Genomic DNA, 18,995 nt, shown 5'->3' with positions numbered 1-18,995 from the left:
GGGTGGCACCTCGGCCGGGCGCTGCGCGCCCATAGCCGGGGGTGGGGATTTTAGGCCACCGCCCGCGGGTTTGCCCGGAGGGGCCTTAGAACAGCACGCGGCTGCGGATCGTTCCGTTCACCTTGGCCAGCTTTTCCAGCGCCAGGTCGGAGTAGGCCGCGTCGATGTCCATCACCACATAGCCGATCTTCTCGTTGGTCTGCAGGAACTGCGAGGAGATGTTGATGTTGTTGTCCGAGAAGATCTTGTTGATTTCCGACAGCACGCCGGGCACGTTGCGGTGGATGTGCAGCAACCGGTGCTTGCCGGGGTGCGCCGGCAGCGCCACCTCGGGAAAGTTGACCGACGAGGTCGAGGTGCCGTTGTCGCTGTACTTGACCAGCTTTTCAGCCACTTCGAGGCCGATGTTGGCCTGGGCCTCCATGGTCGAGCCGCCGATGTGGGGGGTCAAAATCACGTTGTCCAGGCCCCGCAAAGGCGACTGGAACTCGTCCTTGTTGGTGCGCGGCTCGACCGGGAAGACGTCGATCGCGGCGCCCAGCAGCTTTTTCTGCTTCAGGGCCTCGGCCAGCGGCTCGATCTGCACCACCGTTCCGCGCGAGGCGTTGATCAGGATGGAGCCCGGCTTCATGGCGGCAATTTCTGCGGCGCCAATCATCCACTGGGTGGCCTGCGTCTCGGGCACATGCAAGGTGACGATGTCGCTCTGGGCCAGCAACTGGTGCAGCTCGCGCACCTGGCGTGCGTTGCCCAATGGCAGCTTGGTGACCACGTCGAAAAAAGCCACGTGCATGCCCAGAGCCTCGGCCAGCACCGACAACTGGGCGCCAATGGAGCCGTAGCCCACGATGCCCAACGTCTTGCCGCGAATCTCGAAGGCGTTTTCCGCCGACTTGAGCCAGCCGCCGCGGTGCGCCACTGCGCTCTTTTCAGGCACGCCGCGCAAGAGAAGAATGGCTTCGGCCAGGACCAGCTCGGCCACCGAGCGCGTATTGGAATAAGGCGCGTTGAACACCGCCACGCCGTGTTCGCGCGCGGCCTCCAGGTCGACCTGGTTGGTGCCAATGCAGAAGCACCCGGCCGCCACCAGCTTGTGGGCGGCCGCAAAAACCTCGGCCGTCAGTTGCGTGCGCGAACGGATGCCCAGGAAGTGAACGTCGGCAATCTTGGCCTTGAGCTCCGCATCGGGGAGCGCGCCCGGCAGCGACTCGACATTGGTGTAGCCGGCGGCATGCAGGACCTCCACGGCGGAGGGGTGGATGCCTTCGAGCAAAAGGAACTTGATCCTGCTTTTTTCGAGGGAGGTTTTGCTGCTCATGACGTACTCGCGGAAGCCCCGGCCACGGCAACAGGCTAGGCCGAAAAAAGGGAAGTCGATGCTAGCATGCTGCGGCGCAACACGAGGGGCCGCACCCTGCGGGAAGCCTTGCGCCAAAGGGGTTTTCCCGATTGGAAAATGACAACAGTCCGTGCGCCAATGTGACGCGGCCATGTCATCCATATGGCCTAGCATCCGCGCTTTCATTTCCCATCAGGAGTCTTCATGCGATTCAAGACGCTCGCGCTGGCATCGGCGCTGGCCGCCACCACGCTGTTCAATGTGGCCCATGCCCAAACCGAAATCCAGTGGTGGCATTCCATGAGCGGGCCGCTCGGCGAATGGGTCAACGACCTCGCCAAGCAATACAACGCCAGCCAGAAGGAATTCAAGGTCGTGCCCACCTACAAGGGCCAATACGACGAATCGATGACCGCCGCAATTGCGGCCTTCCGTGCCGGCAATGCGCCGGACATCCTGCAGGTGTTCGAGGTTGGCACCGCCACCATGATGGCCTCCAAGGGCGCCATCAAGCCCGTGGGCGAAGTCATGAACTCCGGCGGCGCCAAGTTCGACCCCAGCGTGTACGTGCCCGCCGTGTCGGGCTACTACACCGCGCCCAACGGCCAGATGCTGAGCTTCCCGTTCAACAGCTCCACCACCATCTTCTATTACAACAAGGACGCCTTCAAGGCAGCCGGCCTCGACCCCGAGAAGGCGCCCACCACCTGGCCCGAAGTGATTGCCGCGGCCGACAAGCTCAAGGCCAGCGGCCACAAGTGCCCGTTTACCACCAGCTGGATGAGCTGGACCCAGCTCGAGAGCTTCTCGGCCTGGCACAACACGCTGTACGCAACGCAGAACAACGGCTTTGGCGGCACCTCGGCGCGCCTGGCCTTCAACTCGCCGCTGCAGGTGAAGCACTTCGAGAACCTGGCCAAGATGTCCAAGGACGGCACCTTCGTCTACAAGGGCCGCAACAACACGGCCGACGCAGCGTTCCCGTCGGGCGAATGCGCAATGATGACCGGCTCCTCGGGCCTGTACGCACGCGTGGCCAAGGACGCCAAGTTCAAGTACGGCATCTCCACCCTGCCCTACTACCCCGACGTGAAGGGCGCGCCGCAAAACACCGTCATCGGCGGCGCCAGCCTCTGGGTCATGTCCGGCAAGCCGGCCGACCACTACAAGGGCGTGGCCAACTTCTTCACCTTCCTGTCCGACACCAAGGTTCAGTCCGAGAGTCACAAGCGCACGGGCTACCTGCCCATCACCACCGCGGCCTACAAGCTGACCGATGCCTCGGGCTTCTACAAGGAGAACCCCGGCACCGACGTGGCCGTGACGCAGATGATCCGCAAGACCACCGACAAGTCGCGCGGCGTGCGCCTGGGCAGCTTCGTGCAGATCCGGACCATCATCGACGAGGAAACCGAGCAGATCTGGAACGGCAAGCGCACTGCCAAGGAAGCCCTCGATGCCGCCGTCAAGCGCGGTAACGAGCAGCTCGAACGCTTCGAGAAAGCAAACAAGGGCTGACGCCCAGGTTCGGCCCGGCGCCGAAGTAGACTCGCCCGCCCGCCACTGCAAAAGCCGTGGGCGGGCGTTTCGTTTTTTGAGGGATTCGAGGGGCTATGGAAAAACGCGTTCTATTCCGATCGGCATGGCTGCCATGGCTGCTGATCGCGCCGCAGATGGCGGTCATCCTGGTGTTCTTCTTCTGGCCCGCCAGCCAGGCGATCTGGCAGTCGATGCAGACCGAAGACGCCTTCGGCACCTCCACCGTCTTCGTGGGCCTGGAGAACTTCAAGACCCTGTTCGACGACCCGGCCTATATCGAGTCGTTCAAGGTCACGGCGCTGTTCTCGGTGCTGGTGGCCGGCATCGGCATTGCCGTGTCGCTCCTGCTGGCAATCTTTGCCGACCGCATCCTGCGCGGCTCGCTGTTCTACAAGACCTTCCTGATCATTCCGTACGCGGTGGCACCGGCCATCGCGGGCGTGCTGTGGGTGTTCATGTTCTCGCCGAGCATCGGCGTGGTGAGCTACGGCCTGCGCAAGATGGGCATGGACTGGAACCACCTGCTCAATTCCAACCAGGCGCTGTCGCTCATTGTCGTGGCCGCCATCTGGAAGCAGATTTCCTACAACTTCCTTTTCTTCCTGGCCGGGCTGCAGTCCATTCCCAAGGCGCTCATCGAGGCCGCGGCCATCGACGGCGCCGGTCCGCTGCGCCGCTTTTTGACCATCCAGTTTCCGCTGCTGTCGCCCACCACCTTCTTCCTGCTGGTGATCAACGTGGTGTACGCATTCTTCGACACCTTCGCGATCGTGCATGCCACCACCGAAGGCGGCCCCGGCCGCGACACCGCCATCCTGGTCTACAAGGTCTGGCACGACGGCTTCCGGGCGCTCGACCTGGGCGGCTCGGCCGCGCAGTCCGTGGTGCTGATGGTGATCGTCGTCGTGCTCACGGTCATCCAGTTCCGCTATGTCGAAAAGAAGGTCCAGTACTGATGGCGCATCCTTTCCCTTTTGCTTTCTTCATCCGGAGCACTCGCCATGATTGAACGCCGGCCCGGCCTTACCGTCCTGTCGCACGTGGTGCTGCTCCTGGGCATCGCCATCGTGGCCTTTCCCATCTACCTGGCCTTCGTTGCGTCGACCCACACGCGCGACGAGATCCTGCGCGTACCCATGCCGCTTGTGCCCGGCGCGCACATGGTCGAAAACTACACCGCGGCCCTTCTTGGCACCGAGACGCAGGGCGCGCGCGTGGTGGTGGGCCGCATGATGTGGATCAGCCTGGTCACGGCGCTGGTCATCAGCATCGGCAAGATCGCGATCTCGCTGCTCTCGGCCTTTGCCATCGTGTATTTCCGCTTCCCGTTCAAGAAGATCGTCTTCTGGATGATCTTCGTCACGCTCATGCTGCCGGTGGAGGTGCGCATCCTGCCCACCTACAAGGTGCTGGCAGATCTGAACATGCTCAACACCTACGCGGGCCTGACCGTCCCGCTGATTGCCTCGGCCACGGCGACCTTCCTGTTCCGGCAGTTCTTTCTCTCGGTGCCCGACGAACTGGTCGAAGCCGCGCGAATAGACGGCGCGGGGCCGATGCGCTTCTTCAAGGACATCCTGGTGCCGCTGTCGCAGACCTCGATTGCCGCGCTCTTCGTGATCCAGTTCATCTACGGCTGGAACCAGTACCTCTGGCCACTGCTGGCCACCACCACCGAAGATATGTACCCCGTGGTCATCGGCATCAAGCGAATGATCGCCTCGGGCGACGCCGCGGTCGACTGGAACCTTGTCATGGCCACCGCCATGCTGGCGATGATTCCGCCGGCCATCGTCGTGGTACTGATGCAGCGCTGGTTCGTCAAGGGCCTTGTCGACACTGAAAAATGAGCCCTGGCGCGCCAGCCACAACCTGATATTCAAAACACACAACATGTCAGCCATTTCCTTTCGCAACGTCATCAAGCGCTACGGCAAGGGTGCCAAGGCCAACCAGGTCATCCACGGCGTGTCGGCCGAGGTGAACAAGGGCGAATTCGTCGTCATCGTCGGGCCTTCGGGCTGCGGCAAGTCCACGCTGCTGCGCATGGTGGCCGGCCTCGAAGATATTTCTGCCGGCGACATCGCCATCGGCGGGCGCGTGGTGAACCAGCTCGAACCTTCCGAGCGCGACATTGCCATGGTGTTCCAGAACTACGCGCTCTATCCGCACATGAGCGTGTTCAAGAACATGGCCTACGGGCTGAAGATTGCCAAGGTGCCCGAGCCCGAGATCAAGACGCGCGTCGACAAGGCGGCCAAGATCCTTGAACTGGGCCACCTGCTCGAGCGCAAGCCGCGCGAGCTTTCGGGCGGCCAGCGCCAGCGCGTGGCCATGGGCCGCGCCATCGTGCGGCAGCCGCAGGTGTTTCTGTTCGACGAACCGCTGTCCAACCTGGACGCCAAGCTGCGCGCGCAGACCCGCCTCGAAATCCAGAAGCTGCACCGCGAGCTGGGCATTACCTCGCTGTTCGTCACGCACGACCAGGTCGAGGCCATGACGCTCGCGCAGCGCATCATCGTGATGAACGGCGGCGTGATGGACCAGTTTGCAACGCCCGAAGAGGTCTACAACCGGCCCGCCACCACCTTCGTGGCCAGCTTCATCGGCTCGCCGCCCATGAACCTGCTGCAGCATGCGCCCGGCGTGCGGCCGGGCCAGATTCTCGGCATCCGCCCCGAGCACATGAAGCTCGACGAAAGCGGCTGGTCCGTGCAGGTCGAGTCGGTCGAGCTGCTGGGCGCCGAGCGGCTGGTGTACGGCCGCATTGGCGACGAGCAGATCATCATGCGCACCGACGAAGGCGACCATCCGCCGGTTGCAGGCGACACGGTGAAGATTGCCGCGCGCGAAGACAAGCTGCACTGGTTCGACGCCGGCTCCGGCAAGCGGGCAGACTGAACGATGCCGGCATTGAAACCCTGGCCTTATCCCCGCTGGGTCGCGCACCGCGGCGCCGGCAAGCTGGCACCCGAGAACACCCTGGCCGCGTTTCGGCTCGGCGCGGCGCACGGCTACCGCATGTTCGAGTGCGATGCCAAGCTCAGCGCCGACGGCGTGGCCTTTCTCATGCACGACGCCAAGCTGGACCGCACCACCAGCGGCCGCGGCATCGGCGGCGAGCAGCCCTGGAGCGCGCTCTCGCAGCTCGATGCGGGCGGCTGGCATTCGCGCGCATTTGCGGGCGAACCGCTCGCCACGCTCGAAAACCTGGCCCGCTTCTGCCTGGCCAGCAACCACCTGCTCAACATCGAGATCAAGCCCACGCCCGGTACCGAGCGTGAAACCGGCGAAGCGGTGGCGCAGCAAGCCGCCCGGCTGTGGCAGGGTGCAACCATTCCGCCACTGCTCACGTCCTTCCAGGTCGAGTCGCTCAAGGGCGCACAGGCGGTCGCCCCCGAACTGCCGCGCGGGCTCCTGCTCGACGAGCTCTGGAGCGGCTGGCTGGCGGCGGCAACCGGGCTGGAATGCAGTGCCGTCGTGTGCAACCACAAGCTTTGGGACGCAACCACGGTCGCGCAAGTGCACGATGCCGGCATGCGCGCGCTGAGCTACACCGTCAACGACGAACAGGCCGCGCAACGGCTGATCGACCTGGGCACCGACGGCATCATCACCGACCGCGTCGACCTGTTCAGTCCGGCGGCCTGACACAGGCCCCGCCGCCGGCCGGGCGGCTCGACACACGCTGTCACGAGCCGCGCCGGGCCCGTAAATGGCGCCTTCTATGATGGCAGCCATGAGTTTCATCCCACGCCTGATGGCCTTTTGGCTGGCGGCCCTGCTGTCTTGCGGTGCCGCAGTGGCGCAGCCGGACGCCGGCACCGGCGCCAACAGCGCCGCCGCAGCCGCGGCGCTCGCGCCCGAACCCACCGTGGCCGACCTGCGCGAGCAGCTCTCAAAGATTACCGCCTCGGCCGATTCCGACACCGGCGCCGACGTGCGCAAGCTCGTCGCGCAGATCAACGACATCGGCACCCAGGCCGACAAGTTCGTTGCCGCCCGCACCGGCGAACTGGCCGACCTGAACGCCCGGCTCGGCGAGCTTGGCAACCCGCCGGCCGCGGGCGCGACCGAAGACCCCGACATCACGCGCCAGCGCGCCCGCCTGACCAAGGAACGCAATGCGCTGGATGCGGACATCAGGCTCGCGCGGCTCCTGGCCATCGACGTGCGACAGCGCGGCGCCGAGCTGCTTACCCAGCGCCGCGCACTCTTCGAGGCGCAGATCACCGAGCGCGCGCCCTCGCCGCTTGGCGGCGAGTTCTGGAACGACCTGCAAGAGGCATGGCCCAGCGATCTCGAACGCCTGAGCGCGCTGGCGTCCGGCCTGCAAGACGGGCTTTCGCAGGCCCTGCAGCAGGGACCACGAATGGCGGTGCTCTGGGCATTGGTCTTGGCGGTGCTGCTCGCCATACTCGGCAACTGGGTGGCCGAGCACCTGCTGACACGCATCGCCGCGCGGCTGCTGCCGGCCGGCCGGCTGCGGCGTTCGCTGCTCGTCATTGCCATCGTGGCGAGCCATGTACTGCTCGTTGCCGTCGCGGCGCACGGCTTCGTGTGGGTGCTGGAGCAATACGCCACCTGGCAGCCGCAGGCACGCAAGGCCATGCGCTCGATGGCGCAGGCGCTGGTGTTCATGGCCTTCGTGATCGGGCTGGGCCGCGCACTGCTCGCCACCGCGCGCCCCAGCTGGCGGCTGCCGCCCATTCCCGACGCCATGGCAACGCGCCTGGCGGCGCTGCCGTGGCTGGTGGCATTGGTGGCCGCGCTGGCCTGGACACCCGCCGAGATCAACCAGTTGGTGAACGCCAGCTTTGCGGCGGTGGTGGCCACGCATGTGCTCACTGCGCTGGTGCTCACGGCACTGGTCGGCGCGGTGCTCTATCGCCTGAAGCCGCTGCGCGCCGACGCCCCCGAGGCCGGCCTGCCCGAGCGCCCGATGTGGGTGGGCCTGCTGGTGGCATGCATCGGCGTGCTCATCGTCGCCATCTGGGTGCTGGTTGCCGTGGGCTATGTGGCGCTTGCGAGCTTTCTGGCTTCGCAGCTCACCTGGAGCGGCATCGTCGCGGCCGCCTTCTACGTGCTGTTCAAGTTTGCCGACGACGTTTTCATGGCCGGCGTGTCCTCGCGCAGCACCTTCGGCCAGCGCCTGCAAAAAAGCTTTGGCCTTGCGCCGCAAACGCTCGACCAAGTGGCCACGGTGCTCTCGGGCCTGAGCCGCGTGGCGCTTTTCTTCTACATGCTGATCGCCCTGGCGGCGCCGTTGGGCACCGGGCCCGGCGAAGTGTTCCAGCGCAGCGGCAAGTTCGGCACTGGCGTGAAGGTGGGCGAGTTCCAGCTGGTGCCCGGCGCCATCTTCAGCGCCATTGCCGTGGCGCTGGTGGGCTTCATCGTGCTGCGGGTGTTCAAGCGCTGGCTGGCGCGCAGCTACCTGCCCAGCACCCAGTTCGAACCGGGCATGCAAAGCTCGATCACCACACTGCTCGGCTATGTCGGCGGCATCCTGGTGGTGGCGTTCTCGCTCTCGGCGCTGGGCATCGGCATCGAGCGCATTGCGTGGGTGGCCAGCGCGCTGTCGGTGGGCATCGGCTTCGGCCTGCAGGCCATCGTGCAGAACTTCATCTCGGGCCTCATCCTGCTGGCCGAGCAGCCGGTGAAGGTGGGCGACTGGGTGGTGCTGGGCACCACCGAGGGCGACGTGCGGCGCATCAACGTGCGAGCGACGGAAATCCAGCTCGGAGACCGCTCGACCGTGATCGTGCCCAACTCCGAGTTCATCACAAAGACCGTCCGCAACATGACGCTGGCCAATGCGGAAGGCCGGGTGCTCATTCGCCTGCCGATGCCGCTGACCACCGACGCCCAACGCGTGCGCGATCTCATCCTGGAGGCCTGCCGCGCACACGAGGGCGTGCTGGAAACCCCCGCGCCTTCGCTCACGCTCGAGGGCATCGAGGGCGGCCTGCTCATCTTCCAGGCCATTGCCTATGTGCCCAGCCCGCGCCTGGCGGGCGGCGTGCGCAGCGACCTGCTGTTCACCATTCTGGAGCGCATGCGCGCGGAGCGGATCGAGCTGGTGCCCTATGCGGCCGTGGCGCCGCCGGTTGCCGCTTCGGACGGCACCGCGCCGACCGCAGCCTAGCCGCCTGTTACATCCCGATCACCCAAGCAGCGGGCAAATGCCCGTCCTGATCGATCAATTGTCCGGAGCCCTGAAAACGAACAATCTACAGCCATGAGCAGGCGATCTCTCGCCAAGGCTCGCCCGGAGCATGAATGGCTGAAGAAAGCGACCTCGAAAAAACGGAACCCGCCTCACCGCAGCGCCTTGAAAAGGCGCGCGAGGAAGGGGACGTTGCCCGATCGCGGGAGCTTGTCACCTTTGTGATGCTGGCCACGGCGGTTGCCGGCCTGTGGCTCACGGCGGGCTCGCTCGGGGGCACCTTGCGCGGCGCGCTGGCGCAGGGCATGCACTTCGACCGCTCTGCCGCATTCGACCCCACCTACATGATGACGCGCGCCGGGATCATGGCGTACGAGGCGCTGATCGCGCTGGCGCCGCTGTTCGGAATGATGATTGTTGCCGCGGTCGTCGCCCCCATGATGCTCGGCGGCTGGCTGTTTTCGGCCAAGGCGATCGGCCCCAAGTTCAGCAAGCTCGACCCGATTGCCGGCATCGGCCGCATGTTCTCGACGCAGGCCCTGTCGGAGCTGATCAAGGCGCTGGCCAAGTCGCTGCTGATCGGCTGGGTGGCCTGGCTGGTGATCATGGGCAACATCGACGAGGTCAATGCGCTCATGGCGCAGTCGGAGCGCGCCGCGCTGCCGCAGATGATTGCCCTGGTGGCGCGCAACTGCGCCCTGATTGCGTCCGCGCTGCTGCTGGTGGCCCTCATCGACGTGCCCTACCAGCTCTGGAGCTACTACCGCAAGCTTCGCATGTCGCGCGAAGACCTGCGCCAGGAGCACAAGGAAAGCGAGGGCGACCCGCACATCAAGGCGCAGATTCGCCGCCAGCAACAGCAGATGGCGCGCCGCCGCATGATGTCCGAGGTACCCAAGGCCGACATCGTGGTGACCAACCCCACGCACTTTGCGGTGGCGCTCAAGTACGTGGACCATGACATGCGCGCACCGCGCGTGGTGGCCAAGGGAAGCGACCTCGTCGCCGCACGCATTCGCGAGCTTGCGCGCGAGAACAACGTGGCCATTCTCGAAGCGCCGCCGCTCACGCGTGCGCTGTTCAAACACACCCGGCTGGGTGACGAAATCCCGGCCGGCCTCTACACGGCCGTGGCCGAGGTGCTGGCCTGGGTCTACCAGCTCAAGCGCTGGAAGAGCGAAGGCGGCGAAGCGCCGCGCACGCCGGTCGACCTGCCCATTCCCGAATCGCTCGAATACTCGCTGGACGCCGCATGAACGCCACGCTGACCCGCCTTCAGGCGCAACTGTTCTCCGGCGCCCAGTGGAAGGGCCTTGCCGGCCCGGTGCTGATCGTGCTCATTCTGAGCATGATGGTGCTGCCGCTGCCGGCGTTCCTGCTCGACCTGCTGTTCACCTTCAACATCGCGATGTCGGTGATGGTGCTGCTGGTGAGCATGTACACCATGAAGGCGCTCGACTTTGCGGCCTTTCCCGCCGTGCTGCTGTTCTCCACGCTGCTGCGGCTGTCGCTCAACGTGGCCTCCACCCGCGTGGTGCTGATCCACGGCCACACGGGTCCCGATGCAGCTGGCAAGGTGATCGAGGCCTTCGGCCACTTCCTGGTGGGCGGCAACTTCGCTGTCGGCGTGATGGTGTTCATCATCCTGGTGCTCATCAATTTCATGGTGATCACCAAGGGCGCCGGGCGCATTGCCGAGGTGGGTGCGCGCTTCATGCTCGACGCCATGCCCGGCAAGCAGATGGCCATCGACGCCGACCTGAACGCCGGCCTGATCGGCGAAGACGTGGCACGCAAGCGCCGCCAGGAAGTTGCGCAGGAAGCCGACTTCTACGGCTCGATGGACGGTGCCAGCAAGTTCGTGCGCGGCGACGCGGTGGCCGGCCTCCTGATCATGGTGATCAACATCATCGGCGGCCTGGTGGTGGGCATGGTGCAGCACGGGCTCGACTTCAGCAGCGCCGGCAAGACCTACACGCTGCTGGCGATCGGCGACGGCCTCGTGGCGCAGATTCCGGCGCTGGTGATCTCCACCGCCGCCGGTGTCATCGTGTCGCGCGTCACCACCGACGAAGACGTGGGCAGCCAGCTGACGGGCCAGCTGTTCTCCAATCCGCAGGTGCTCTTTCTCACGGCAGGCATCATCGGCCTGATGGGCATGATCCCGGGCATGCCCAACCTGGCGTTCCTGCTGATCGCAGGCAGCCTGGTGTGGCTGGGCCGGCGCATTCTCAAGCGCGCTCCGCAAGTCGCTGCCGAGCAAGTCGCCGCTGCGCGGGCCGCCGCCGCACCGGCAGTGGAAGCACCCGAGGCCACGTGGGATGACGTGGCGCTGGTCGATCCGCTCGGCATGGAAGTCGGCTACCGCCTGATTCCGCTGGTCGACCAGACCCAGAACGGCGAACTGCTGGGCCGCATCAAGAGCATCCGCAAGAAGACCGCGCAGGAAATCGGCTTTCTGGCGCCGGTGGTGCACATTCGCGACAACCTCGAGATTGCGCCTAACACTTATGTCATCAGCCTGAAGGGCGTCGAGATCGGCCGCGGCGAAGCCTTCCCCAACCAGTGGATGGCCATCAACCCCGGCCAGGTGACCGGCACGCTGCCCGGCACGCCGACGCAAGACCCGGCCTTCCATTTGCCCGCGGTGTGGATCGACGCCAACCTTCGCCAGGAGGCGCAGGTGCTCGGCTACACGGTGGTCGATGCCTGCACGGTGATGGCCACGCACCTGAACCACCTCATCCACACCCACGCCGCCGAGCTGCTGGGCCGCCAGGAAGTGCAGCAACTGCTCGACCAGATCGGCAAGACCGCACCCAAGCTCACCGAAGACCTGGTGCCCAAGATCATCTCGCTGAGCACGCTGCACAAGGTGCTGCAGAACCTGCTCGACGAGGAGGTGCCGATCCGCGACATGCGCACCATTCTCGACGTGATGGCCGAGCACGCGCCCACCGTGAAAGACGCGGCCGAGCTCACCTCGCTCACGCGCCTGGCGCTTGGCCGTGCCATCACGCAGCAGCTGTTCCCGGGCGATTCCGAACTGCAGGTGATCGGCCTGGACGGCGCGCTCGACAACGTGCTGCAGCAGGCGCTCGCCAACAACAACGGCATTGAGCCGGGCCTTGCCAACAGCCTGATGCAACAGACCCGCGCCGCAATTGCGCGCCAGGAGCAGATGGGCCTTGCGCCGGTGCTGGTCGTCCAGCACTCGCTGCGCGTCCTGCTCTCGCGCTTCTTGCGCCGCAGCTTCCGTCAACTCAAGGTTCTCTCGCACGCCGAGATACCTGACACCCGCAACATCAAGATCACCGCCACCATTGGAGGAAGAGTTTGAACACCCAGACCGACGTGCGGACCAGCGCACGCAAGTTCGTCGCCCCCACCAGCCGGGAAGCCCTGCGCCTTGCGCGCGAAGCACTCGGCGCCGAAGCGATGGTGCTGACCAATCGCGTGGTTGCCGAAGGAGTCGAGATCGTCGCCATGGCCCCCGACGAAGTGGAAGAAGTGCGAGCGAGCGCACCTGCGGCGCAAGCTGCAGCGCAACCCACCATGGCCGCTCTTGAGACAGCTCCTGCTGCAGCTCCAGTTGCAGCTCCTGCAGTGGCCCCAGCGTCCGCCTTCATGCTCACCCCCGCGCCTGCCCCTGCACCCGCCGCTGCACCGGTTGCAGTCGAAAGCGTGCTCGGAGAGCTGCACTCCATGCGCTGCATGATCGAAGAGCAGCTTGCCGGCGTGGTGTGGAACGACAAGCAGCGGCGCGACCCGATGCGCGGCCGCCTGCTGCGCACGCTGCTCGGCGCCGGCTTCAGCGCACGCCTGTCCAAGGCCATGCTGGAACACCTGCCCACCGGCCAGAGCTACGCCCAGGGCATGGCCTTCGTGCGCTCCGAGCTCATCCGGACCCTTCCGGTGCATGAAGACGAAGACGCGCTGCTGGCGCAAGGCGGCGTGTACGCGCTGATGGGCCCCACCGGCGTGGGCAAGACCACCACCACCGCCAAGCTTGCTGCGCGCTGCGTCATGCGCTTCGGCGCCGAGAAGCTCGCGCTGGTTACCACCGACAGCTACCGGATCGGCGCCTACGAGCAGCTGCGCATCTACGGCCAGATTCTCAACGTGCCGGTGTACGCGGTGAAGGACGCAGCCGACCTGCACCTGGTGCTGCAAGACTTGCGCGACAAACACATGGTGCTGATCGACACGGTCGGCATGAGCCAGCGCGACCGCGCCGTTTCAGACCAGATCGCGATGTTCTGCAACAGCCAGCGGCCAGTGAAGCGGCTGCTGCTGCTCAACGCGGCAAGCCACGGCGACACGCTCAACGAAGTGGTGCACGCCTACCGGCACGGCGGCGGCAACGAACTGGCCGGCTGCATCTTCACCAAGGTCGACGAGGCAACGCACCCCGGCGCACTGATCGACACCGTGATTCGCCATCGCCTGCCGGTGCACTACGTGTCCAGCGGACAGAAGGTGCCCGAGAACCTGATGCGCGCCGACCGCGCACAGCTGGTGGACAGCGTGTTCCAGGCCAACAGCCGCAGTGCGCTCTTCGTTCCCGGTGAAAGCGACATGCAGGACGGATCTGCCGCCAACGCCGATGCGTCCGCCGCCCAGGCCGAGGCCGAACGGCAGCGGCTGCGGTACCGCCAACTGATTCGCGCCATGGCACACGATGCGCAGGAAGTGGCCTCTGCCGCAACCGCGCTCGCCAATGCTCCGCTCGGCTTCGAGCAGTCGCGCGCGCTCTGGCGCCAGGCCGCCGACGAAAACGTCGGCCACAAGGCGGTGCTGCAGGCGCTGATGATGAACGCCACCAGCGACATCGCCACCGGCTGCGACACCCATCTGCTTGCGCTGTCGAGCCAGGTCGGACTCAAGTCCGACGAAGGCGGCGATGCCTACCAATGCCACGGCAGCCTGCTGCTGTCCGACCGCACCGGCATGCCCCTTGCCGCGCCCAACCAGTGGCTCTCCACCGGCACGGCCCGCAACCCGGCAGATCCGGCGCGCAGGCCCGGCGTTCGGCAAGTGCAATGGCTGCGCCAGCAGGACTTCGGCAAGACCGTGGTGCACATGCTGTCGCGGCTGCCCGCAGCCGAGCTCATGCTGCAGTGGAAAGTGCAGCGCCAGCAATGGCTCGCGCGCGCACCCGGCTCCACTGCGGTGATCGATCCGCGCACCGGCGAATACGCCACCCTCACCGGCCTGGACTTCTCGTTCGGCGAAGAGCGGCCGGTGACTTTCAAGGGCCGCCCCGCGCTGCAATCGGAAGCGCAGGCCAGCATCACGCTGCGCACCGATGGCGGCCCGCCCGGCCTGCGCTGCGTCGTGACACGCATCACCGATCCGCGCAGCCGCAAAGTGCTGGCGCAGACCTATGCGCTGTCCAACGTCGGCCAGGAGGTTTCGGTGCGGCAGCTTGCGCAATGGCAGGCTTGGGCCGCCGAGGCGGAGCCCTGCTTCCGCCTGCTGCGCCAAGGCCTCTCGGTCATCGGCGGGCTCGGCGAAGCGGGCGATCCGCACATGATGAAGCGCCTGCTCATCGCAGGCCAGGTCACCACCACCGTGTGGCGGCTGCTGCAGGCCGACGGCGACTGGGCGGTGCGCACGCGCGCATTGCTGGGCCAGTTGACCGGGCGCCCGGTGCGCCCCGGCCGCCCACTGTCGGGCAACGTGTTGTATGCAGGCATGGGCAAGCTGTTCTTCCTGCTGGAGGCGCTGGACACGTGAGCAAGCTGGTGCCGGATCAAGCCGACGGACTGCGGCGGCTGCTCGCGCAGTCGTCCGTGCGGCTCATTGCCATTGCGGGCATGGAACGCCGCCAGGGCGCCACCACGGCAGCGATGAACCTGGGCGCGGCCCTGGCCCACATGGGCAAGGACGTGCTGCTGCTGGACGAACACAAGGCCAGCGCCAATTCAACCCGTGGCGCGTGGGCCGTCGACCCGCTCGGAACGCTGGCCGATGTCGCCACCAGGCGGCTCACCTGCGAAGGCGCCGCCGCGCGCACCGAATGCGGCGTCAATGTGCTGCCGGCGCTCCCCGGCGCCCAGCCCGCCCATGTCGACCCGCGTCTTTTCTGGGACGGCGACGTGGTGCTGATCGACGCCGCACTCGACGGCGCCGGCCACCTGTCGCCGCTGGCGCGGCTGGCGGACGACCTGGTGGTGGTGCTGCAGCCCAACCCCGCGTCGATCACCGCCGCGTACTCGGGCATCAAGCGCCTGCACTACGCGCACGCGCTGCATCAGCTTCGGCTGCTGGTCAACGGCGTTGCCGATCCCGAAGCAGCCCGGCGGCTCATGGCCAACCTGATCGACACGGGCAACCGCTACCTGGCGATCTCAATGCATGCCGCAGGCTGGGTGCGCGCCGATCCGCACCTGAGCGATGCGAGGCGCCTGCGCCGGACCGTGGTGGAGGCGTTTCCGGCCAGCCCGGCGGCGGTGGACTTTCGCGTCATCGGCGCCGACGTTGCGCAGTGGCCGTGGCGCCCGGCCGCCCGCGCGCGAAACGCGGAGCCAACGCCATGGCTGCCCGAGCCGCTGGCGCCGCAACTAGCACATGAGGAGGGGGAAGGCCGTGTACACCGCCAAGGGCAACATTGAGAAGTCTCACCTGCTGAAGCAGCACCAGCCCATGGTGCGCCGCATGGCGCTCCAGATGCTGGCCAAGCTGCCCGCCAGCGTCGAACTCGACGACCTGATACAGGCCGGCATGATCGGACTGCTGGACGCTTCCACCCGCTACGAGGACAACCGCGGCGCCCAGTTTGAAACCTTTGCAAGCCAGCGCATCCGCGGGGCAATGCTCGACGAACTGCGCGCCAGCGACTGGGGTTCGCGCAACCTGCGCCAGCAGGCCCGCAAGGTCGAGCAGGCCATCCAGGCGCTTGAGCACCGGCTGGGCCGGCCCGCCACCGAAGGGGAGATCGCCAAGGAACTGAAGATGGACCTGGACGACTATCAGTCGCTGCTGCAGGAGATCCAGGGTTGCCAGTTGCTGTATGTCGAAGACTTTGCGCAAGAGGGCGAGTCGGACAACCCGTGGCTCGACCGCCAGGCGCGCGGCGCCCGCCCCGCCGCCGACGACGACCCGCTGGCACAGCTGCTCGAAGCAGGTTTTCGCCATGAGCTGGTCGACGCCATCTCCGCCCTGCCCGAGCGCGACCAGCTGCTGCTGAACCTGTACTACGAAGAAGAACTGAACCTGCGCGAGATCGGCGCCATCCTGGAAGTGACCCAGTCGCGCGTGTGCCAACTGCACAGCCAGGCCATCGCCCGCCTGCGCGCCAAGCTGAAAGATTTGCTCTAAGCCGCTTGACCCTCTCGTGGCGGCAGGGTCTACGATGCCCTCAACTTGAGAGGGAAGGCATGTTCTTGAAGATCGGCGAACTCGCCCGGCGCACCGGGCTGACAGTTCGCGCATTGCGCCACTACGACGACATCGCACTGCTCGTGCCGTCCGAAAGGTCCGGCGGCGGCTACCGCCTGTACGGCCGCAAGGACGTCGCCCGGCTCTATCGCATCCAGGCACTGCGGCGGCTCGACCTGCCGCTTGCAGACATCCAAGCACTTCTCGACAACGAGGCCGGTGGGCTCTCGGAGGTCGTGGCCCGGCAGGTGGCGCAGCTCGATCGCGAAATCCTCCAGGCATCGGCGCTGCGCACCCACCTTCTTGCGGTGCAGGGCCAGTTGCAGGCCGACGAGGAGCCCGGCATCGACGACTGGCTGCTGGCCCTCGAGAGCATGGTCGCGGGCACCAAGTACTTCAGCGACGACGAGCAGCGCATACTCAAGGCGCAGCGCGGCGGCGCCGCCGATGCCATGGCACCCGCACGCGCCGAATTGTCGGAGTTGCTGCGCAGCCTGGTGGCCGCCGGCACGCCGCCCGAGAGTCCGCAGGCGCAAGCCCTGGCGCAGCGCTGGATTGCATTGCTGCTCGAAGAAGCCGGCGGCGACGAGGGCCTGCTCATGAAGCTCTACGCCATGCACTGGAACGAGCCGTCGCTGCGTGCGCTCACCGGGGTCGACCGCGCGGGCATCCGGTACATCTCGCACGCCATGGCGTTTGCGCGCCTGCAGCTCTATGCGCCCTACTGCAGCAAGGAGGACATGGCCACGCTGCGCCGGCACTACGTTGCGCAGACCGATGCGTGGCCGCCGCTCATCGCGGAAGTCCGGCAGCAGTTGATGGCCAACGCCCCGCCCCACGGGCCCGCCATGCGGGCGCTGGCGTTGCGCTGGCAGGCGCTGTCGCTCGCCAAGGCCGGCGGTGACGCGGCACTGCATGCAAAGCTGCAGCAGGCGTTTCGACAAGACGCGGCGCTGCGGGCCGGCTCGGGCATCGACGAGGCGTTGGCGGCCTACGTCGGGCAAGCCATCGCGCAGCTCGACGGCACACCGCCCCTCATGACCAAACCCGAAGGCACCCAGTGAACGCAGCAGCGCAGAAGAACCCTCACTTCTTTACCGGCAACTACGCGCCCCTGACCGAAGAGCACGACATTGCCGCGCTCGAGATCGAAGGCGCCCTGCCACCCGGGCTCTCCGGCAGCCTGTACCGCGTCGGCCCGAACCCGCAGTTCGCACCGCGCGACGACAGCTATCACTGGTTCTCGGGAGACGGCATGGTGCACGCCTTCCATCTCGGCAACGGCAAGGTGTCGTACAGCAACCGCTGGGCGCGCACGCCGAAATGGCAGCTCGAACACGACGCCGGGCGCGCGCTCTTCGGCACCTTCGGCAACCCCGCCACCAGCGATCCGATTGCGCATGGCCAGAACGGCGGCACCGCCAACACAAGCATGCTGTGGCATGGCAACCGCCTGTTCGCGCTTGAAGAATCACACCAGCCTTTCGAGCTCGATGCGTTCACACTGGCTTCCAAGGGGCACCAGAGCTTCGGCGGGCGCGTGGCCTCGCGCTGCACCGCGCACCCGAAGATCGACCCCGAGACCGGCGAGCTGCATTTCTTCGCGTACTCGCCCGACGGCCCTTGCTCGCCGACCATGCTCTACGGCGTGATGGACCCGCACTGCGAAGTCACGCAAATGCAGTCGTTCACCGCGCCGCACGCCAGCATGGCACACGACTTCATGCTGACGCGCGGGCATGTGCTCTTTCCCGTCACGCCGCTGACGCTCAGCGTCGAGCGCGCGATGCAAGGCAAGCCGCTGCTGGCGTGGGACGCAACCAAGCGCACCCACGTCGGGGGTGATGCGCCGCGGCAGCGCGGCCGACACCCTGCGCTGGTTCGACACCGACGCCTGCCATGTGTTCCACGTGATGAACGCATGGGACGACGGCAACACCATCGTGGCCCATGTGATGCAGTCGGAAACCGCGCCCGGCCTGCCCGATGCCGAAGGCCGCGCCGGCGACCCGCACGCCATGGCCGCGCGGCTGTGCCGGTGGACCTTCGACCTGGCCGGCAAGAGCAGCGGCTTCCAGCGCGAATACCTGGACGACCTGGCGGCGGAGTTCCCGCGCATCGACGAGCGCTACACCGGCCGTCGCAACCGCTACGGCTTCTACACCTGCCATTCGACACCACGCGCGCGGGACGACTCTGAAAGCGTGCTCTACGACAGCCTGGCCCAGTTCGACTTCGAGAGCTCCACGCGCAGCCTGTACACACTGCCGCAGGGAGACGTGGTGTCCGAACCGGTGTTCGTGCCGCGCGCGGCGGATGCGGCCGAGGGCGACGGCTGGCTGCTTGCCGTAGCCTGGCGCGAAAAGGAACACCGCAGCGACCTGCTCGTGTTCGATGCCATGCGCCTGCCCGCAGGGCCGGTTGCGGTCGCCCGACTGCCGCACCGCGTACCGTTCGGCTTTCACGGGAATTGGCGTCCGTGCAACAAAGTGACTTTAGACACTGGGGCCAATCGTTCCTTCCCCCTAAATTTGCGCGGGGCCTGATCTCGGCCCTTTCGCAACAAAC

The 18,995-nt window shown here is 66.4% G+C and carries 14 protein-coding genes and 1 pseudogene; 14 read left to right on the top strand and 1 reads right to left on the bottom strand.

Going from position 1 to position 18,995, the window contains the following annotated elements; translation table 11 throughout:
* Positions 1–85: 85 nt before the first annotated feature.
* The gene (serA, locus tag QHG62_RS13665; RefSeq protein ID WP_281151367.1) at positions 86–1,318 is read right to left on the bottom strand and encodes a phosphoglycerate dehydrogenase; all 1,233 of its coding nucleotides are present in this window, start codon (positions 1,316–1,318) and stop codon (positions 86–88) included.
* 225 nt (positions 1,319–1,543) lie between these two features.
* Between serA and ugpB the strand changes: the two genes are divergently transcribed.
* The 14 genes and pseudogenes from ugpB (at position 1,544) to QHG62_RS13595 (ending at position 18,973) form a co-directional block, all read left to right on the top strand.
* Positions 1,544–2,857 carry a sn-glycerol-3-phosphate ABC transporter substrate-binding protein UgpB gene (gene ugpB, locus QHG62_RS13660; protein WP_281151366.1) on the top strand — a complete coding sequence of 438 codons (1,314 nt, stop codon included), beginning with the start codon at positions 1,544–1,546 and terminating at the stop codon, positions 2,855–2,857.
* 95 nt (positions 2,858–2,952) lie between these two features.
* Complete coding sequence (gene ugpA / locus QHG62_RS13655) at positions 2,953–3,834, top strand: sn-glycerol-3-phosphate ABC transporter permease UgpA (protein WP_281151365.1); 882 nt, start codon at positions 2,953–2,955, stop codon at positions 3,832–3,834.
* Between the two features lie 45 nt (positions 3,835–3,879).
* Complete coding sequence (gene ugpE / locus QHG62_RS13650) at positions 3,880–4,728, top strand: sn-glycerol-3-phosphate ABC transporter permease UgpE (RefSeq protein ID WP_281151364.1); 849 nt, start codon at positions 3,880–3,882, stop codon at positions 4,726–4,728.
* 43 nt (positions 4,729–4,771) lie between these two features.
* A complete protein-coding gene (ugpC, locus tag QHG62_RS13645) occupies positions 4,772–5,779 on the top strand; it encodes a sn-glycerol-3-phosphate ABC transporter ATP-binding protein UgpC (RefSeq protein ID WP_281151363.1) in 1,008 nt (335 codons plus the stop codon).
* 3 nt (positions 5,780–5,782) lie between these two features.
* Positions 5,783–6,529, top strand: a complete 747-nt coding sequence (gene ugpQ / locus QHG62_RS13640; RefSeq protein WP_281151362.1) for a glycerophosphodiester phosphodiesterase — start codon at positions 5,783–5,785, stop codon at positions 6,527–6,529.
* Positions 6,530–6,605: 76 nt separating this feature from the next.
* The gene (locus tag QHG62_RS13635; protein ID WP_432445600.1) at positions 6,606–9,023 is read left to right on the top strand and encodes a DUF3772 domain-containing protein; all 2,418 of its coding nucleotides are present in this window, start codon (positions 6,606–6,608) and stop codon (positions 9,021–9,023) included.
* A gap of 134 nt (positions 9,024–9,157) precedes the next feature.
* A complete protein-coding gene (gene flhB, locus QHG62_RS13630; RefSeq protein WP_281151359.1) occupies positions 9,158–10,300 on the top strand; it encodes a flagellar biosynthesis protein FlhB in 1,143 nt (380 codons plus the stop codon).
* Positions 10,297–12,384, top strand: a complete 2,088-nt coding sequence (flhA, locus tag QHG62_RS13625) for a flagellar biosynthesis protein FlhA (RefSeq protein WP_281151358.1) — start codon at positions 10,297–10,299, stop codon at positions 12,382–12,384. The genes flhB and flhA overlap by 4 nt, the downstream gene beginning before the upstream one ends.
* Positions 12,381–14,783 (top strand): flagellar biosynthesis protein FlhF, encoded by a 2,403-nt coding sequence (gene flhF, locus QHG62_RS13620; RefSeq protein WP_281151357.1) that lies wholly within the window; start codon positions 12,381–12,383, stop codon positions 14,781–14,783. The genes flhA and flhF overlap by 4 nt, the downstream gene beginning before the upstream one ends.
* The gene (locus tag QHG62_RS13615) at positions 14,780–15,661 is read left to right on the top strand and encodes a MinD/ParA family ATP-binding protein (RefSeq protein WP_281151356.1); all 882 of its coding nucleotides are present in this window, start codon (positions 14,780–14,782) and stop codon (positions 15,659–15,661) included. The genes flhF and QHG62_RS13615 overlap by 4 nt, the downstream gene beginning before the upstream one ends.
* Positions 15,618–16,367 (top strand): RNA polymerase sigma factor FliA, encoded by a 750-nt coding sequence (locus tag QHG62_RS13610; RefSeq protein ID WP_281151355.1) that lies wholly within the window; start codon positions 15,618–15,620, stop codon positions 16,365–16,367. Before QHG62_RS13615 ends, QHG62_RS13610 begins: the two co-directional genes overlap by 44 nt.
* A gap of 59 nt (positions 16,368–16,426) precedes the next feature.
* A complete protein-coding gene (locus QHG62_RS13605) occupies positions 16,427–17,491 on the top strand; it encodes a MerR family transcriptional regulator (RefSeq protein WP_281151354.1) in 1,065 nt (354 codons plus the stop codon).
* A pseudogene (locus QHG62_RS27795) lies at positions 17,488–18,207 on the top strand (carotenoid oxygenase family protein); the annotation flags it as partial. The gene QHG62_RS13605 and the pseudogene QHG62_RS27795, both read left to right, overlap by 4 nt.
* A 64-nt stretch (positions 18,208–18,271) precedes the next feature.
* Positions 18,272–18,973 carry a carotenoid oxygenase family protein gene (locus QHG62_RS13595; protein WP_281151353.1) on the top strand — a complete coding sequence of 234 codons (702 nt, stop codon included), beginning with the start codon at positions 18,272–18,274 and terminating at the stop codon, positions 18,971–18,973.
* Positions 18,974–18,995: the final 22 nt, after the last annotated feature.

The organism is Variovorax paradoxus (assembly GCF_029919115.1).
GTDB lineage: Bacteria > Pseudomonadota > Gammaproteobacteria > Burkholderiales > Burkholderiaceae_C > Variovorax > Variovorax paradoxus_O.
The sequence above is the reverse complement of the archived record's forward strand: the minus strand, read 5'-3'. Positions and strand labels throughout refer to the sequence as shown.

Bases quoted from the DNA above. Each gene is read 5' to 3' on its own strand.
- serA (WP_281151367.1), bottom strand. From the start codon at position 1,318: ATGAGCAGCAAAACCTCCCTCGAAAAAAGCAGGATCAAGTTCCTTTTG.
- ugpB (WP_281151366.1), top strand. From the start codon at position 1,544: ATGCGATTCAAGACGCTCGCGCTGGCATCGGCGCTGGCCGCCACCACG.
- ugpA (WP_281151365.1), top strand. From the start codon at position 2,953: ATGGAAAAACGCGTTCTATTCCGATCGGCATGGCTGCCATGGCTGCTG.
- ugpE (WP_281151364.1), top strand. From the start codon at position 3,880: ATGATTGAACGCCGGCCCGGCCTTACCGTCCTGTCGCACGTGGTGCTG.
- ugpC (WP_281151363.1), top strand. From the start codon at position 4,772: ATGTCAGCCATTTCCTTTCGCAACGTCATCAAGCGCTACGGCAAGGGT.
- ugpQ (WP_281151362.1), top strand. From the start codon at position 5,783: ATGCCGGCATTGAAACCCTGGCCTTATCCCCGCTGGGTCGCGCACCGC.
- QHG62_RS13635 (WP_432445600.1), top strand. From the start codon at position 6,606: ATGATGGCAGCCATGAGTTTCATCCCACGCCTGATGGCCTTTTGGCTG.
- flhB (WP_281151359.1), top strand. From the start codon at position 9,158: ATGGCTGAAGAAAGCGACCTCGAAAAAACGGAACCCGCCTCACCGCAG.
- flhA (WP_281151358.1), top strand. From the start codon at position 10,297: ATGAACGCCACGCTGACCCGCCTTCAGGCGCAACTGTTCTCCGGCGCC.
- QHG62_RS13610 (WP_281151355.1), top strand. From the start codon at position 15,618: ATGAGGAGGGGGAAGGCCGTGTACACCGCCAAGGGCAACATTGAGAAG.
- QHG62_RS13605 (WP_281151354.1), top strand. From the start codon at position 16,427: ATGTTCTTGAAGATCGGCGAACTCGCCCGGCGCACCGGGCTGACAGTT.
- QHG62_RS13595 (WP_281151353.1), top strand. From the start codon at position 18,272: ATGCGCCGCGGCAGCGCGGCCGACACCCTGCGCTGGTTCGACACCGAC.